Source organism: Streptomyces sp. NPDC007896, from assembly GCF_042959425.1.
GTDB lineage: Bacteria > Actinomycetota > Actinomycetes > Streptomycetales > Streptomycetaceae > Streptomyces.
This window is the reverse complement of sequence record NZ_JBIBKX010000001.1, coordinates 1639427-1653731: the sequence shown is the minus strand read 5'-3', so window position 1 is coordinate 1653731 and position 14305 is coordinate 1639427. Positions and strand designations below refer to the sequence as shown.

Below are 14305 nucleotides of genomic sequence, written 5' to 3'. Positions count from 1 at the left end.
AATTGGGGCCGAGGGATTGGCGGCGGTTCGGCGGGTCGGACGAGCGGTAGGCGTCCCGTGTCCTTGACGCGCGGGTGGGCGTGAGCGGGTACGCGTCCGTCACCGGGCCCTGAGCCGGGAGAGGGCCGGTGGGATCGCGAGGGAGATCCCCAGCGCGCTCCCCGCCGCCGCGACCGGCACCCCGTACCCCGCCGTCGCCGAGATGTGTTCGACCACCCAGCCGCCGGTCGCCGAACCGCAGGCGATCCCGCCGAGCAGGCCCGTCACCGCGAGGGTCATGCCCTCGTTCAGCCGGCCCTCGGGAGTGCGCTGCTGGACGAGGGCCATGCCGGTGACCATGGTCGGCGCGGTCGCGGCTCCGGCGAGCAGCAGCGCGCCCGCCAGGGCCGGGAGCGAGCCGGTCAGGGAGGCCGCGAGCAGAGGGAGGGTCAAGAGGGCCGTCATGGCGGCGAGGCACAGCGGATGGCGCCGCTCGGCCGGACCGGTCGGCTTCCGCGCCCCGTACAGCAGCCCCGCCACGCACGACCCGGCCGCCTGGAGGGCGAGCACCGCGCCCGCCGCCGACCGGTGCCCCTGCGCGTCCGCGAAGGCGATCGTGACGACCTCCATCGAACCGAACACGGCACCGGTGGCGAGGAAACAGAGAAGCAGGGGCGGCATTCCGGCGGCCAGGAGGGGCGACTTGGAGGGGGTACGGGGCTGGGGCGGCGGTTCCGTCGAACGCTGGGCGGTGAAGATCAGCACGCCGGTCATCATCAGCACGCCGGCCACCAGCGTGCCCGCCTCCGGGAAGAACGTCCCGCACAGGAAGGCCGCGCACACCGGGCCCAGCATGAAACAGAGCTCGTCCGCAGCTTGTTCGAAGGAGTTTGCGGTGTGCGCGGCGGCCGGGTCGTCGCGGAGGAGGTGGGCCCAGCGGGCGCGTGACATGCCGCCCGTGTTGGGGGTGGTGGCCGTGGCGGCGTACGCGGCGAACAGGGTCCAGTCCGGCGCCCCGAAGCGCACGCACAGCAGCAGCGCGATGCTTCCCAGCAGGGCGAAGGCCGTGGCCGGCACCGCGATCCGGGCCTGGCCGTGGCGGTCGACGAGCCGTGCGGTCCAGGGGGCGACCAGCGCGGTCGCCGCGAGGCCGGTCGCCGTCACGGCGCCGGCGAGGGCGTACGAGCCGCGCGAGCCCGCGATCATGATCACCGCGCTGACGCTGAACATACCCATGGGGAGCCGGGCGAGCAGGTTCCCGACGGTGAAGGCGCGGGTGCCGGGGATGGTGAAGAGGCGGTGGTACGGGGTTGTCCGGCGGCGCGGGGCCGTCCGACGGCGCGGGCGGAAGTCGGCGATCACCAGGCTGTCGCCGGTGGCGGTGAGCAGGGGCAGGAACACGTGCTCGGAGGGCTGTTGCGGCATGGGTCAACCGTCGCCGGGTGTGGGGTGGACGGTCCAACACTTACTCCGTGGCCATTGACGCACCCGCGTTGTAAGTTCGCGCGATGCCCGCCCCTCTCCATCACCACCTCGATCCCCGACTCCTGCGCGGATTCCTCGTCGTCGCCGAGGAACTGCACTTCACGCGGGCCGCCGCCCGGCTGTACGTCGCCCAACAGGCCCTCAGTCGTGACATCCGGCGACTGGAGCGCGAACTCGGGGCGGAGCTGTTCGTGCGGACGACCCGGCAGGTGACGCTGACCGCCGACGGCGAGCGGCTGGTGCCGTACGCGCGGCGGGTGCTGGAGGCGCAGGACGCGCTTCTGTCCGCGTTCGCGGGGGACGGACCGGAGCGGCCGCTGCTCGTCGACGTCAACTCCCCGGGCCTCGTCTTTGACCGCGTCCTGGACCGGGCCCGTGCGCTCGCGCCCGACTGCGAGCTGATGGCCCGCTTCGAGAGCGGGCTCACCGGCGCGGCGGGGGAGATCCTCGCGGGGCGCCTGGACGCGTCGTTCGGACGGTTCGCGGGCCTCGATCCGGCGGTCCGGACCCGGCTCGAACAGCAGCCCGTACGGTACGAGCCGATGGCCGTGATCCTGCCCGAGGACCATCACCTCGCCGCCCTGGACGCGGTGCCGTTGGACGCGCTCGCGGGCGAGACCGTGTACGCCGGGGCGGGGAATCCGCGGACGCGGGAGTGGACCGACTTGGCGCTTCACCTTTTCGAGGGACGCGGTATCGCGCTGGCGCCACCCGCGCCGGTGGCCGTCGGAGCCGATGAGTTCCGGCGGGTCATGGCCAAGAAGCGGAACCCTGTCCTCGCTGTGGTGGATTTTCCGGCCATGTCTGAAACCGTGCGGAAACCGCTTGTTGGACCCGTGCCGTTGTCACCCGTGTCATTGGTGTGGCGGAAGGGGCTGGTGCACCCCGGGATCGATGCCCTTCGACGAGCCGCCGGCGAGCTGGCTGCAGAGGAGGGGTGGCTGCGGCGCCCAGCGGACGGTTGGATTCCGGCCAGCGATGAGCTGGTGATGGCGGGGCAGGATTGACACATAAGCACACGGGTCTTCTGCATGCGCTACATTCATGGTCCGGGTGCAGTGTGGTAAAGGGGGGCGCTCGGGACGGGTGGGGGCTCGTTCCGGACGACATATACGTAATACCCGGAGTCGTGCGCGCACCCGAAACCTGTCCCTGGGGGGATGTGCGTGCACGTGGAGAAGTGGCGGAAAGACGCCCAACCTGATCACCGAGATGTCGATCAGGCGGAGGGGTGTGGAGCCGGGGAGTCGGCCGCGCCGGCGGGGTCCGGAGAGTCGGTGGTGTGGCCCGAGCCCGCCCGTGCGACGTCGACGTGGCCGCAGATCGCGGGCGGCGCCACCGTGGGGCTCGCCGCGGAAGCGGAATCTGACACCGATGTCGAACGCGGTGTCGAAAGAGAGCCCGGAGCTGGCGTGGAAGGCCGATCGGGCGCCGATGCGAGAACGGGGACGGAACGTGGATCGGGCGCGGAGGGTGTGCTCGGCGCGGGCCGGTCGCCGGGTGCGGGCCGTTCGTCCGGTTCCGAGGATCTGTCCGGTTCGGTTCGTCCATCCGGTTCTGAAGTTCTGTCCGGTGCGGGTCGTTCGTCCGATATCGGTCGTCGGTCGGGTGTTGAACGACGGTTCGGTGTGGACCGTCGGGTGAGCGCGGACGACGACGCGGGCGCGGACCGCCTCGGCGCGGAGCGTCACGAAGAGGCGAACCATGGAGAAGCGGCGGATCTGTGGGCCGGGGCGGGCCGTCGTGCCGGGGTTGTCGACCGGGCGGCCGGACCGGACGACGTTGCCGGGGTGCCCGATCAGCCCGCCGGGCCGCGTGACCGTACGGGAGTGGATCGAGGAGAAAAGGCTGCCCTGGAGGCCGGGTTGGCCGGCCGGGCCGCGGCGGCTGCCCGTGCCGGGTCGGACCGTCGTGCCGGGGCTGCCGGGGCTGCCGGGGTTGCTGGGGCTGCCGGGACTGCTGGGACTGCTGGGACTGCGAGGTCTGCTGGGGTTGCCGGGACTGTTGGGACTGCGAGGGCTGCTGGGGTTGCCGGGACTGCTGGGACTGCCAGGGCTGCTGGGGTTGCCGGTGGGGCGGTCGGATCGGACGGTCTTGCCGGGGTGCCCAACCAGCCCGCCGGGCCCAAGTCCAGCGCCGGGGTGCCCGACCGGCCCGCCGGACCGCGCGACCGTGCCAGAACGGATCAGCGCGCCGGGGTGCTTGATCAGTCTGCCGGGCCGCACGACCGGGCCGGGGCGGATCGGCGTGCCGAGGCGACCAGCCAATCCGCTGGACCGCGTGACCGCATCGCACCGGATCAACTCGCCGGAGTGCCCGACCAGCCCACCGGACCGCGCGACCGCGCCGGAGCCGATCGCCGCGTCGGCAAGGACGATCGGCCGGTCACGGGTGGCTGGCCGGACGCGCGCAGGCGACCTGACGGCCTCGGCAGACCTGACACCCTCGGCAGACCCGACAGCCTCGGCCGATCCGACACCCTCGGCCGACCCGAGATGCCCAGCCGACCCGACACGTCCAGCCGACCCGACACGTCCAGCCGACCCGACACGCCCGGCCGACCCGACACGCCCGGCCGACCCGACACGCCCGGCCGACCCGAGAGGGGAGGCTGGCCGGTCGTGGACCGGAGGCCGGACACGCTCAGTCGGCCGGTAGCGGACCGCAGGCCGGACACGCTCGGTCGGTCGGCCGTGGGCCGTGGGGCCGACACGCCCGGCAGGCCCGCGGCCTCGCCCTGGGAGCAGTCCGGTGAGCCGGGACACACCCACGATCCGCACGAGGTGACGGTTCAACTCGACGGAGTCGGACGGCGCAAGACGGAGGGCTGGCTGGTTCAGCAGGCCAAGGACGCTCCCGGTGCCCAGGACGGCTCGGACGGCCCGGTGTTCGTCGACGAGTCCGGCCGCCGCAGCCGCAGGTTCCGCCGGCTCGGCATCCTCGTCGCCGTCGCCTGCGCGGTGTACGCCGTCGTCATCGTCGCCACGCTGCTGTCCGGGAACTCCAACGCGCCCTGGCTGCCGGTGCCCGGCCAGCAGGACGACACGCCGGCCGGGAAGGTCGAGACCTCGCCGCTGCCCACCGACTCGGTATCGCCGTCCGGTTCGAGCGGCGCCGCACCCGGCGCGAGCGCCTCGGTGAGCGACGGTACGGCCCCGGCACCGAGCGTCAGCCCGACACCGGGCGCCTCCGCGAGCGCCACCGGTCCGGGCACGTCCGCGGACCCGAAGCCCTCGACGTCCGTCACCACCAGGCCGAAACCGAGCACCAGCACCACCAGGGACCCCGTCACCCTGCCGTCCCTCCCGGTGTCCGACTCGCCCGACCCCAGCCCCTCGGAGGACGGCGCCGCCTCGCCGAGCCCCTCGGAGAGCACGGTCGGCGCCGGCGGCACCGACACGGTCGCCGACAGCCCCGTAGAACCGGGCCCCATCGCGTCCGAGCCCGGCATCACCCGCTCCTCGTCCCCGGAGAACCCGGTGAGCCCGGCGACCCCGCAGAACCTGGAGAACATCCTCTGATGGCATCCCGTACCAACGCGCACGGGCCCGCTCCCCGCGCGCGGCGTCCGGCACCCGATGTCCGGCGCCGACGGCTGCCCATGCGCTGGCTGCTGCCCTCGCTGCTCCTCGTCGCCATGCTGGCGATGCTGATGCTGCGCGGCTATGTGCACAGCGAGATCCTCGCCGACCACCGCATCCAGCCCGAGGCCGCCACCGACAAGGTGCCGGACAAGATCCTCGACGGCGGCCCGGTCATCGACACCCGCGGTGGCCGCACGAACAGCCTGAACATCCCTGACCACCGGCTCGTCCTCACCTTCGACGACGGTCCGGACCCCACCTGGACGCCCAAGGTCCTCGATGTTCTGAAGAAGCACCACGCCCACGCCGTCTTCTTCGTCACCGGCACCATGACCTCGCGCTATCCGGAGCTGGTGAAGCGCATGGTCGAGGAGGGCCACGAGGTCGGCCTGCACACCTTCAACCACCCCGACCTCTCCTTCCAGTCCACGAAGCGCATCGACTGGGAGCTCTCCCAGAACCAGCTGGCGCTGGCCGGCGCGGCGGGCATCCGCACCTCGCTCTTCCGGCCCCCGTACTCGTCCTTCGCGGACGCCATGGACAACAAGTCCTGGCCGGTGACGGAGTACATAGGCACGCGCGGTTACATCACCGTCGTCAACAACACCGACAGCGAGGACTGGCAGAAGCCGGGCGTCGACCAGATCATCCGCAACGCCACGCCCAAGGGCGGCAAGGGCGCGATCGTCCTGATGCACGACTCCGGCGGCGACCGCCACCAGACCGTGCAGGCGCTGGACAGGTTCGTGCCGGAGCTTCAGGAGCGCGGGTACCGGTTCCAGAACCTCACCGAGGCCCTCGACGCGCCCAGTGCGCACACCCAGGTCACCGGCCTCGAACTGTGGAAGGGCAAGGCCTGGGTCTACCTGGTGCGCGCCTCCGACAACGTCACCGGCGTCCTGGTCGTCGGCATCGCGATCATCGGCGTGCTCGTCTTCACCCGCTTCGGCATGATGCTCCTGCTCTCCGCCCTGCACGCCCGCCGGGTGCGACGCGAGGACTTCCGCTGGGGTCCGGCGCCGGTCACCGAACCGGTGTCGGTGCTCGTGCCGGCGTACAACGAGGCCAAGTGCATCGAGAACACGGTCCGTTCCCTGATGGCGAGTGAACACCCCATCGAAGTGCTCGTCGTCGACGACGGTTCGAGCGACGGCACGGCGCGGATCGTCGAGGACCTGCTGCTGCCGAACGTCCGCGTAGTGCGCCAGCACAACGCGGGCAAGCCCGCGGCCCTCAACCGGGGCCTGGCCAACGCCCGTCACGACATCGTCGTGATGATGGACGGCGACACGGTCTTCGAACCGGCCACCGTCCGTGAACTCGTCCAGCCGTTCGCCGACCCGAGCGTCGGCGCGGTCGCGGGCAATGCGAAGGTCGGCAACCGCGACTCCCTCATCGGGGCCTGGCAGCACATCGAGTACGTGATGGGCTTCAACCTCGACCGCCGGATGTACGACATCCTCGGCTGCATGCCGACCATCCCCGGCGCGGTCGGCGCCTTCCGCCGCTCCGCGCTGGAGAGGGTCGGCGGCATGAGCGACGACACGCTCGCCGAGGACACCGACATCACGATGGCCCTGCACCGCGACGGCTGGCGGGTCGTCTACGCGGAGAAGGCACGCGCGTGGACGGAGGCGCCGGAGTCCGTCCAGCAGCTCTGGTCCCAGCGCTACCGCTGGTCGTACGGCACGATGCAGGCGATCTGGAAGCACCGCAGAGCGCTCGTCGAACGGGGCCCGTCGGGCCGCTTCGGCCGGGTGGGTCTGCCGCTGGTCTCGCTGTTCATGGTCCTGGCCCCGCTGCTGGCCCCGCTGATCGACGTCTTCCTGCTGTACGGGCTCGTCTTCGGCCCGACGCAGAAGACGGTCCTCGCGTGGCTGGGTGTCCTCGCCGTCCAGGCGGCCTGCGCGGCGTACGCCTTCCGGCTGGACCGTGAGCGCATGAGGTATCTCATCTCGCTCCCGCTCCAGCAGATCCTCTACCGGCAGTTGATGTACATGGTCCTTCTCCAGTCCTGGATCACCGCGCTCACCGGAGGCCGGCTGCGCTGGCAGAAGCTGCGGCGCACGGGCGTCGTGGAGGCACCGGGATCGATCCCGCGGCAGCGGGCGGCACAGAGCGGGAACGATCGGAGGCCGGTCGCATGACCACGCACGAGTACACGGCGGGTGCGACGCCGCCGCTGGGATCGGCCCGGGTCCACCCCGAACCGGCACCATCGCCGACACCCACCCTGGGATCGGCCCCGGGACCAGCCCCGGATTCGGCCCCGCGGTCCGCTTCCGCGCCCAAGAAGCCCGGCCGTGACCGCTACCTGGACCTGCTGCGCTCGATCGCCCTGGTCCGTGTGGTCGTCTACCACCTCTTCGGCTGGGCATGGCTGACGGTCGTGTTCCCCTCCATGGGCGTGATGTTCGCGCTGGCGGGCTCGCTGATGGCCCGCTCGCTCAGCCGCCCGGCCCTCGGTGTGATCCGCGGCCGCGTCCGCCGCCTCCTGCCACCCCTGTGGGCGTTCAGCGCGGTGGCCCTCGCGCTGATGTTCGCGGGTGGCTGGAACGTGGTGAAGGACCCCGACAACGGCGGCACCTGGGGCCTCGTCAAGCTGATCGACTACGTCATTCCGATCGGCGCCCCGCCCTTCCCCTGGCACGTCGGCTCCAAGTCCGGCCTGCTGGAGGACACCTGGGCGGTCCAGGCGGCGGGCCCGCTCTGGTACCTGCGCGCCTATCTGTGGTTCGTGATCGCCTCGCCCCTGCTGCTGTGGGCCTTCCGCAGGGTGCCCTGGGCGACGCTGCTGGCCCCCCTCGCCCTGACGGCGGTCCTCGGCACCGGCCTGGTCACCATCCCCGGCGAGACGGGCAACGCGATCTCCGACTTCACGGTCTACGGCGGCTGCTGGGTCCTGGGCTTCGCCCACCACGAGGGCGTCCTGCAACGCGTCCCCCGCTATCTGGCGATCTCCTGCTCGGCCCTGCTCATGGCCTTCGGCCTGTGGTGGGCCTCGGGACACCTGGGCCCCGACGGCTGGGACCTGAACGACATCCCGCTCGCCCAGGCGGCCTGGTCCTTCGGCTTCGTCGTCATCCTGCTCCAGTACTCCCCGTCCTGGCAGGAACTCCCCGGCCGGCTGGCCCGCTGGGACAAGCTGATCACCCTGTCCAACAACCGGGCCGTCACGATCTACCTCTGGCACAACATGCTGATCATGGCCACGGTCCCGATCATCGACCAGGCCTACAACCTCCCGTTCATGCAGAGCGACAGCGCGGTGGCCGCGCTCGACTCCTCGTACATGGTGTGGATGTTCCTCCTGGTCTGGCCCCTCATCGGCCTGACGATCCTGGCCTTCGGCTGGATCGAGGACATCGCCGCCAAGCGCAGCCCGAGGCTGTGGCCCAACGGCGCGAAGAGGAAGCAGGGCGGCTCGCGGGGGAGTCACCGGGTCTAGACGCAGGCAGGGGGGCGACGGCACCCCGGACGTCCTCACCCGGACGTTCACATCCGGAAGTCCTCACCGTCGCCCCCTCCCCCTCGTGAGAGCAACGTTCCTTTCCGGTCACTCACAGCCACAGCCTCGAAACGCGTCCTCCCTACCTTCGGGACTCAGTCAGTCGTTGTACGACACCTGGGCATCGCACCGGAGAACCGTGGAGGCGTCATGACAGCCCCTAGTACAGCCCCCGCACCGAGCAGGGGAGGCCGCTGGATCCAGGAGTGGGATCCGGAGAACGAGACCTTCTGGAAAGAGACGGGTGAGAAGGTCGCCCGGCGGAATCTGCTCTTCTCCGTGCTCTCCGAGCACATCGGGTTCTCGATCTGGACCATGTGGTCGGTGATGGTGCTCTTCATGGGCCCCGAGTACGGGCTCACCCCGGCCGACAAGTTCATGCTCACCTCGATGGTGACGCTGGTCGGAGCCGTGGTGCGGGTGCCGTACACCTTCGCGGTGGCGATCTTCGGCGGCCGGAACTGGACCATCGTCTCGGCGAGCCTGCTGCTCGTCCCGAGCGTCGCCGCGTTCGCGGTGATGAAGCCGGGGACCTCCTTCAACACCTTCCTGCTGGTCGGGCTGCTCGCCGGCATCGGCGGCGGCAACTTCGCCTCCAGCATGACCAACATCAACGCCTTCTTCCCGTTGAAGAAGAAGGGCTGGGCGCTCGGCCTGAACGCGGGCGGCGGAAACATCGGCGTGCCCGTCATCCAGCTCGTGGCGCTCGCGATCATCGGCGCGAGCGGGGGGCCGAGGGTCCTGCTGGGGATCTACATTCCGCTGATCGTCGTGGCCGCCGTGCTCGCCGCCGTCTACATGGACAACATCGCGTCCGTGAAGAACGACACCGGCGCCGCCAGGGACGCCGCGAAGGACGCCCACACCTGGATCATGTCCTTCCTCTACATCGGCACCTTCGGGTCGTTCATCGGCTACAGCTTCGCCTTCGGGCAGGTGCTCCAGAACCAGTTCGGCCGCACTCCGCTGCAGGCGGCCTACGTCACCTTCATCGGCCCGCTGCTCGGCTCGCTGATCCGGCCCGTGGGCGGCTGGCTCGCCGACCGCTACGGCGGCGCGCGCATCACGCTGTGGAACTTCGTCGCCATGGCCGGCGCGACCGGTGTCATCGTCGTCGCCTCCACCCAGAAGTCGCTTCCCCTGTTCACGATCGCGTTCATCGCGCTGTTCGTGCTCACGGGGCTCGGCAACGGCTCGACGTACAAGATGATCCCGGGCATCTTCCAGGCCAAGGCCGTCGCCAAGGGCCTTGAAGGGGAGGAGGCGGCCTCCTACGGGCGGCGGCTGTCCGGGGCCTCCATGGGCCTCATCGGCGCGGTGGGCGCGCTCGGCGGCGTCGGGATCAACCTCGCCTTCCGGCAGTCCTTCCTCTCCTACGGCTCCGGCACCGGCGCCTTCGTGGCCTTCCTCGCCTTCTACGCGGTGTGCTTCCTGGTGACCTGGGCCGTATACCTTCGCGGCCCCGCCACCCAGACCCGTACGGCCACGGCCGCAGAGGCGAAGCCGCAGCTCAGCTACGTCGAGGTCTGACGTAACACGGGTGACATCAAGGGGTACCGAGCCTGTCACGGGGCGTTGACAGGCTCGGTCGGCCGTATCCGCACGAAGCCCCCAGCGCGAGACGAGAGCCATGGACGACGAACAGCAGCGACCGGCCCGGCAGGACTGCGGCCCCCTCGCGGGGTTCACCGTGGGCGTGACGGCCGCGCGTCGGGCCGACGAACTCGGGGCTTTGCTCCAGCGACGCGGCGCCGCCGTCCAGCACGCGCCCGCCCTGCGCATCGTGCCGCTCGCCGACGACAGCGAACTCCTCGCCGCCACCAAGGAGCTGATCGACCAGGCGCCCGACATCGTGGTCGCCACCACCGCGATCGGCTTCCGCGGCTGGGTCGAGGCCGCCGACGGGTGGGGGCTCGGCGAGGCCCTGCTCGGTCGGCTGCGCGGGGTCGAACTGCTCGCGCGCGGCCCCAAGGTCAAGGGCGCCATACGGGCCCAGGGACTGACCGAGGAATGGTCGCCCTCCTCCGAGTCCATGGCCGAGGTGCTCGACCGGCTCCTGGAGGAGGGCGTCGAGGGCCGCCGTATCGCCGTACAGCTGCACGGCGAGCCGCTGCCCGGGTTCGTGGAGTCGCTGCGGGTCGCCGGAGCCGAGGTCGTGGGGGTCCCCGTCTACCGGTGGATGCCGCCGGAGGACATCGGTCCCGTCGACCGGCTCCTCGACGCCACCGTCACCCGGGGCCTGGACGCGCTCACCTTCACCAGCGCGCCCGCCGCCGCCTCCCTGCTGTCCAGGGCCGAGGACCGCGGCCTGCTGTCCGAACTCCTCGCCGCCCTCCACCACGACGTCCTGCCCGCCTGCGTCGGCCCCGTCACCGCGCTCCCTCTGCAGGCGCACGGCATCGACACCGTCCAGCCCGAGCGCTTCCGGCTCGGCCCCCTCGTCCAGCTGCTCTGCCAGGAACTCCCCAGCCGGGCCCGTACGTTGCCCATCGCCGGCCACCGGGTCGAGATCCGCGGCCACGCCGTGATGGTCGACGGGGCGCTGCGGCCCGTACCGCCTGCCGGGATGTCGCTGCTGCGGGCCCTGTCCCGCCGCCCCGGCTGGGTGGTCGCCCGGGCCGAGCTGCTGCGGGCGCTGCCGGGCGCGGGGCGGGACGAGCACGCCGTCGAGACGGCCATGGCCCGGCTGCGTACGGCACTCGGCGCGCCCAAGCTCATCCAGACCGTCGTCAAGCGCGGCTACCGACTCGCGCTCGACCCGGCCGCCGACTCCAAGTACGCCGACGGGTAAGTCCGTCGGTACAGGAGCAGGGCGCGGGCGAGGCAGGCCAGGGCGAGCGTCGACAGCAGGGCCCGTACGACGTTCCAGGCGACCCAGGTGTCCTCGAACCTCTGGCGTACGGCGGCCGGGTCGGCGATCGTCGCGGGGTTCCCGGCGTTTGCCAGGCGGTTGTTGAGCGGGATGTTCACGGCGAGCGTGAACAGGAAGGCCAGCGCGTACGCGGCGAGGGCGGCGAACACCCACCACCGGTGGGGGGACTTCCGCGACTGCCAGGCGCAGACCGCCGTGAGCACCAGTGCGCCCATGAAGCTCAGGAAGAACACCGGGTTCTGGATCACGTCGTTGATGTTCTGCATGACCTCGATGAAGACGCGGTCGTCACTGCGGGCCAGTGACGGCATGATGTCGCAGGCGAAAATGTAGAAGACCCCGGCGATCAGGCCCATCGCGACCGTGGCCGCACCCAGGACACCTCCGGCGGTGATACGCCGCCCCGTGCTGTTCTCTGTCATGTCATCGAGTCAACCGGCGTGGTGCGGCTGCGGACATGGCCGAGGCGCGCGGTCCCATAAGCGGGCGTCCACCCCCCTGACCGGCACAGGTCTTCCGGTCGCGGGTGCAGCCATGCACTGTAGGGGGTACGACCCCTACCGACCCCTCACGGCGGTAACCCCAAGGTGGTGACAGGCACATGGCATCGGGCATGGCCACGGCCTCGTACGAGCTGAGGTTCGACTCCGGGCGGATCTGCCTGGACCTCCTGGCGACCACCCACCCCGAGGAACGGCTCGACGCGGTGGACCGGCTGCGCGCCTGGATCACCCGCTCCGGGCTCGTCCCCGCGGGCACCCCGCTCGCGGCGGCCGACATCTCCTGGCTCGTGGGCTTTCACGAACTACGCGCTCATGTCGCCCAGTTGGTCCGCGGTGAGCTGGACGCGCGGCCCGCCGACACCGCGCTCGCCCGCGTCAACGCCATCGCGCTCACCGCCCCGCCCGCCCCCTGGGCCGTACGCGCGGACGACGGCTCGCTGCGGCGTCGGCTGCACACCCCGCCCGGCTGCCCCGGGCTGCTCGCCGTCATCGCCCGCGACGCCCTCGAACTGCTCACCGACCCGGTGGCGCGCGCGAGCCTGAGACAGTGCGAGGGGGACAACTGCCCGATCGTCTACCTCGACACCTCCCGGGGGCGGCGCCGGCGGTGGTGTTCCAGCGAGGTGTGCGGAAACCGGGAGCGGGTGGCCCGGCACCGGCGCCGGGCGGCCCTCGCCCGCGCGTGAACCGTGCGTGACTTGCGTGAACCGTGTATGAAACGCGTCACAGCGTTGCGGTCCCGGCGACTCGATCCGGAGCCTTCGCTTCACCCCTATGTGATGTGTTGATCGCTTGTAGTGATCAACAAAGTTCCTTCACAACTCTTCCAAGAAATATGTCCCACCTCTTTGAACATGCGCACGCCCAGACACGTACTCCGGGACGAGCGACCGACTGGGGGATCCCCCGGACACCGGAGGTAGGCGTGCGCAAGGATTCCGCCGTGGCTGATGAACGAAGGTCAAGGGCCCGACATCGCATGAATCCGTCTGCGTCGGCTTCGTCGAACGAACCCGACGAGGAGCTGATGCGTGCGCTGTACCGGGAACACGCGGGTCCGTTGCTCGCGTATGTGCTGCGGCTGGTCGCGGGGGATCGGCAGCGTGCCGAGGACGTTGTGCAGGAAACACTCATCCGTGCCTGGAAGAACGCCGGTCAGCTCAATCGGGCGACCGGTTCGGTACGACCCTGGCTGGTGACGGTCGCCCGGCGCATCGTCATCGACGGCCACCGCAGCCGGCAGGCCCGGCCGCAGGAGGTGGACCCGTCACCGCTGGAGGTCATCCCCGCGGAGGACGAGATCGACAAGGCGTTGTGGCTGATGACACTGTCGGACGCGCTGGACGACCTGACCCCTGCTCACAGGGAAGTTCTGGTCGAAACGTACTTCAAAGGGCGTACGGTCAATGAGGCGGCCGAGACGCTCGGCATACCCAGCGGCACCGTGCGCTCCCGGGTGTTCTACGCCCTGCGGTCGATGAAGCTGGCGCTGGAGGAGCGGGGGGTGACGGCATGAACACATACGGGGGTTACGGAACGGGCGGTCCAGGAGCCATGCAGGGACCACGGGGACAACAGAACCCCGGTGACAACATTCACGAAACCGTCGGCGCCTACGCCCTCGGCATCCTCGACGACGCCGAAGCGACAGCCTTCGAGGCCCACCTCGCCACCTGCGAATGGTGCGGCCAACAGCTCGACGAGCTCGCCGGGATGGAACCGATGCTCGCCGCGCTCGCGGATCTGCCCGCCTCGCAGGGCACCCCTGCCATCGGTGAGTCGCTGGCCGCACGCCCGAGCCCACGGCTCGCGGAGCGGCTGGTCGACGAGGTGTCCGAGCGACGCGCGGTCAAGCGCCGGCGCGGCCTCTACCTGGTGGCGGCCGCGGCCGCGCTGATCATCGGCGGCCCGCTGACGGTGATGGCCGTCAACGGCGGCGGCACCACCACCACCGCGTCGCCCGACAAGGCGATGGCCACCAGCCCGGCCAAGGCCGCCTTCGACGTCATGACGGACAAGAAGTCGGCCACGGACCCGAGCACCAAGGTCAACGCGGTCGTCGCGATCGAGAAGAAGGACTGGGGCACCCACGCCGTCCTCCAGCTCAAGAACGTCAAGGGCCCGCTGAAGTGCTCCCTGATCGCGGTCGGCAAGAACGGCGAGCGCGAGACGGTGACCTCCTGGGCCGTCCCGAACTGGGGCTACGGCATCACGAACGCCAAGACGGAAGAGGCGAAGAAGCCCCTCTACGTCCACGGCGGCGCGGCCTTCAGCCCGAACGAGATCGACCACTTCGAGGTCATGACCTTCGACGGGAAGCGGCTCGTCGAGGTGAACGTGTGAGCGATCTCAGGGCGCGCACGTAGCCTCACGG

General features: G+C 70.8%; 11 protein-coding genes. 9 read left to right on the top strand and 2 right to left on the bottom strand.

The window, feature by feature from the left end; all coding sequences use genetic code 11:
* Positions 1–99: 99 nt before the first annotated feature.
* Complete coding sequence (locus tag ACFZDJ_RS07300) at positions 100–1404, bottom strand: MFS transporter (protein WP_391056701.1); 1305 nt, start codon at positions 1402–1404, stop codon at positions 100–102.
* 83 nt (positions 1405–1487) lie between these two features.
* Here ACFZDJ_RS07300 and ACFZDJ_RS07295 point away from each other — a divergent pair, with 83 nt between their 5' ends.
* The 6 genes from ACFZDJ_RS07295 to ACFZDJ_RS07270 all read left to right on the top strand — a co-directional run bounded on the left by ACFZDJ_RS07295 (position 1488) and on the right by ACFZDJ_RS07270 (position 11347).
* Positions 1488–2471, top strand: coding sequence for a LysR family transcriptional regulator (locus ACFZDJ_RS07295; RefSeq protein ID WP_391056698.1), 984 nt, complete (start codon positions 1488–1490; stop codon positions 2469–2471).
* Between the two features lie 1686 nt (positions 2472–4157).
* Positions 4158–4985, top strand: a complete 828-nt coding sequence (locus ACFZDJ_RS07290) for a hypothetical protein (protein WP_391056696.1) — start codon at positions 4158–4160, stop codon at positions 4983–4985.
* Positions 4985–7195 (top strand): glycosyltransferase, encoded by a 2211-nt coding sequence (locus ACFZDJ_RS07285; RefSeq protein WP_391056693.1) that lies wholly within the window; start codon positions 4985–4987, stop codon positions 7193–7195. The genes ACFZDJ_RS07290 and ACFZDJ_RS07285 overlap by 1 nt, the downstream gene beginning before the upstream one ends.
* On the top strand, positions 7192–8496 hold the full coding sequence (locus ACFZDJ_RS07280) for an acyltransferase family protein (RefSeq protein ID WP_391056690.1): 1305 nt from the start codon (positions 7192–7194) through the stop codon (positions 8494–8496). Before ACFZDJ_RS07285 ends, ACFZDJ_RS07280 begins: the two co-directional genes overlap by 4 nt.
* A gap of 210 nt (positions 8497–8706) precedes the next feature.
* Entirely contained in the window at positions 8707–10086 is a 1380-nt protein-coding gene (locus ACFZDJ_RS07275) for a nitrate/nitrite transporter (RefSeq protein ID WP_384910890.1), read from the top strand.
* Between the two features lie 100 nt (positions 10087–10186).
* Positions 10187–11347: a uroporphyrinogen-III synthase gene (locus ACFZDJ_RS07270; RefSeq protein WP_390926797.1), complete on the top strand. Its 1161-nt coding sequence runs from the start codon at positions 10187–10189 to the stop codon at positions 11345–11347.
* Here ACFZDJ_RS07270 and ACFZDJ_RS07265 read toward each other — a convergent pair.
* The gene (locus tag ACFZDJ_RS07265) at positions 11296–11850 is read right to left on the bottom strand and encodes an anthrone oxygenase family protein (RefSeq protein ID WP_391056687.1); all 555 of its coding nucleotides are present in this window, start codon (positions 11848–11850) and stop codon (positions 11296–11298) included. The genes ACFZDJ_RS07270 and ACFZDJ_RS07265 overlap by 52 nt on opposite strands.
* A gap of 179 nt (positions 11851–12029) precedes the next feature.
* On the opposite strand from ACFZDJ_RS07265, the gene ACFZDJ_RS07260 reads away from it, so the two are divergent.
* The 3 genes from ACFZDJ_RS07260 (at position 12030) to ACFZDJ_RS07250 (ending at position 14274) form a co-directional block, all read left to right on the top strand.
* Positions 12030–12617, top strand: a complete 588-nt coding sequence (locus ACFZDJ_RS07260; RefSeq protein ID WP_390926801.1) for an ABATE domain-containing protein — start codon at positions 12030–12032, stop codon at positions 12615–12617.
* A 293-nt stretch (positions 12618–12910) separates the two neighbouring features.
* Positions 12911–13447, top strand: coding sequence for a sigma-70 family RNA polymerase sigma factor (locus ACFZDJ_RS07255; RefSeq protein ID WP_054229655.1), 537 nt, complete (start codon positions 12911–12913; stop codon positions 13445–13447).
* 38 nt (positions 13448–13485) lie between these two features.
* Entirely contained in the window at positions 13486–14274 is a 789-nt protein-coding gene (locus ACFZDJ_RS07250; RefSeq protein ID WP_390926802.1) for a zf-HC2 domain-containing protein, read from the top strand.
* The last annotated feature ends 31 nt before the right edge of the window (positions 14275–14305 follow it).

Excerpts from the sequence above, each read along its gene's own strand:
- ACFZDJ_RS07260 (WP_390926801.1), top strand. The coding sequence starts at position 12,030 with ATGGCATCGGGCATGGCCACGGCCTCGTACGAGCTGAGGTTCGACTCC.
- ACFZDJ_RS07255 (WP_054229655.1), top strand. The coding sequence starts at position 12,911 with ATGAATCCGTCTGCGTCGGCTTCGTCGAACGAACCCGACGAGGAGCTG.
- ACFZDJ_RS07295 (WP_391056698.1), top strand. The coding sequence starts at position 1,488 with ATGCCCGCCCCTCTCCATCACCACCTCGATCCCCGACTCCTGCGCGGA.
- ACFZDJ_RS07250 (WP_390926802.1), top strand. The coding sequence starts at position 13,486 with ATGCAGGGACCACGGGGACAACAGAACCCCGGTGACAACATTCACGAA.
- ACFZDJ_RS07285 (WP_391056693.1), top strand. The coding sequence starts at position 4,985 with ATGGCATCCCGTACCAACGCGCACGGGCCCGCTCCCCGCGCGCGGCGT.
- ACFZDJ_RS07300 (WP_391056701.1), bottom strand. The coding sequence starts at position 1,404 with ATGCCGCAACAGCCCTCCGAGCACGTGTTCCTGCCCCTGCTCACCGCC.
- ACFZDJ_RS07280 (WP_391056690.1), top strand. The coding sequence starts at position 7,192 with ATGACCACGCACGAGTACACGGCGGGTGCGACGCCGCCGCTGGGATCG.
- ACFZDJ_RS07270 (WP_390926797.1), top strand. The coding sequence starts at position 10,187 with ATGGACGACGAACAGCAGCGACCGGCCCGGCAGGACTGCGGCCCCCTC.
- ACFZDJ_RS07275 (WP_384910890.1), top strand. The coding sequence starts at position 8,707 with ATGACAGCCCCTAGTACAGCCCCCGCACCGAGCAGGGGAGGCCGCTGG.
- ACFZDJ_RS07265 (WP_391056687.1), bottom strand. The coding sequence starts at position 11,850 with ATGACAGAGAACAGCACGGGGCGGCGTATCACCGCCGGAGGTGTCCTG.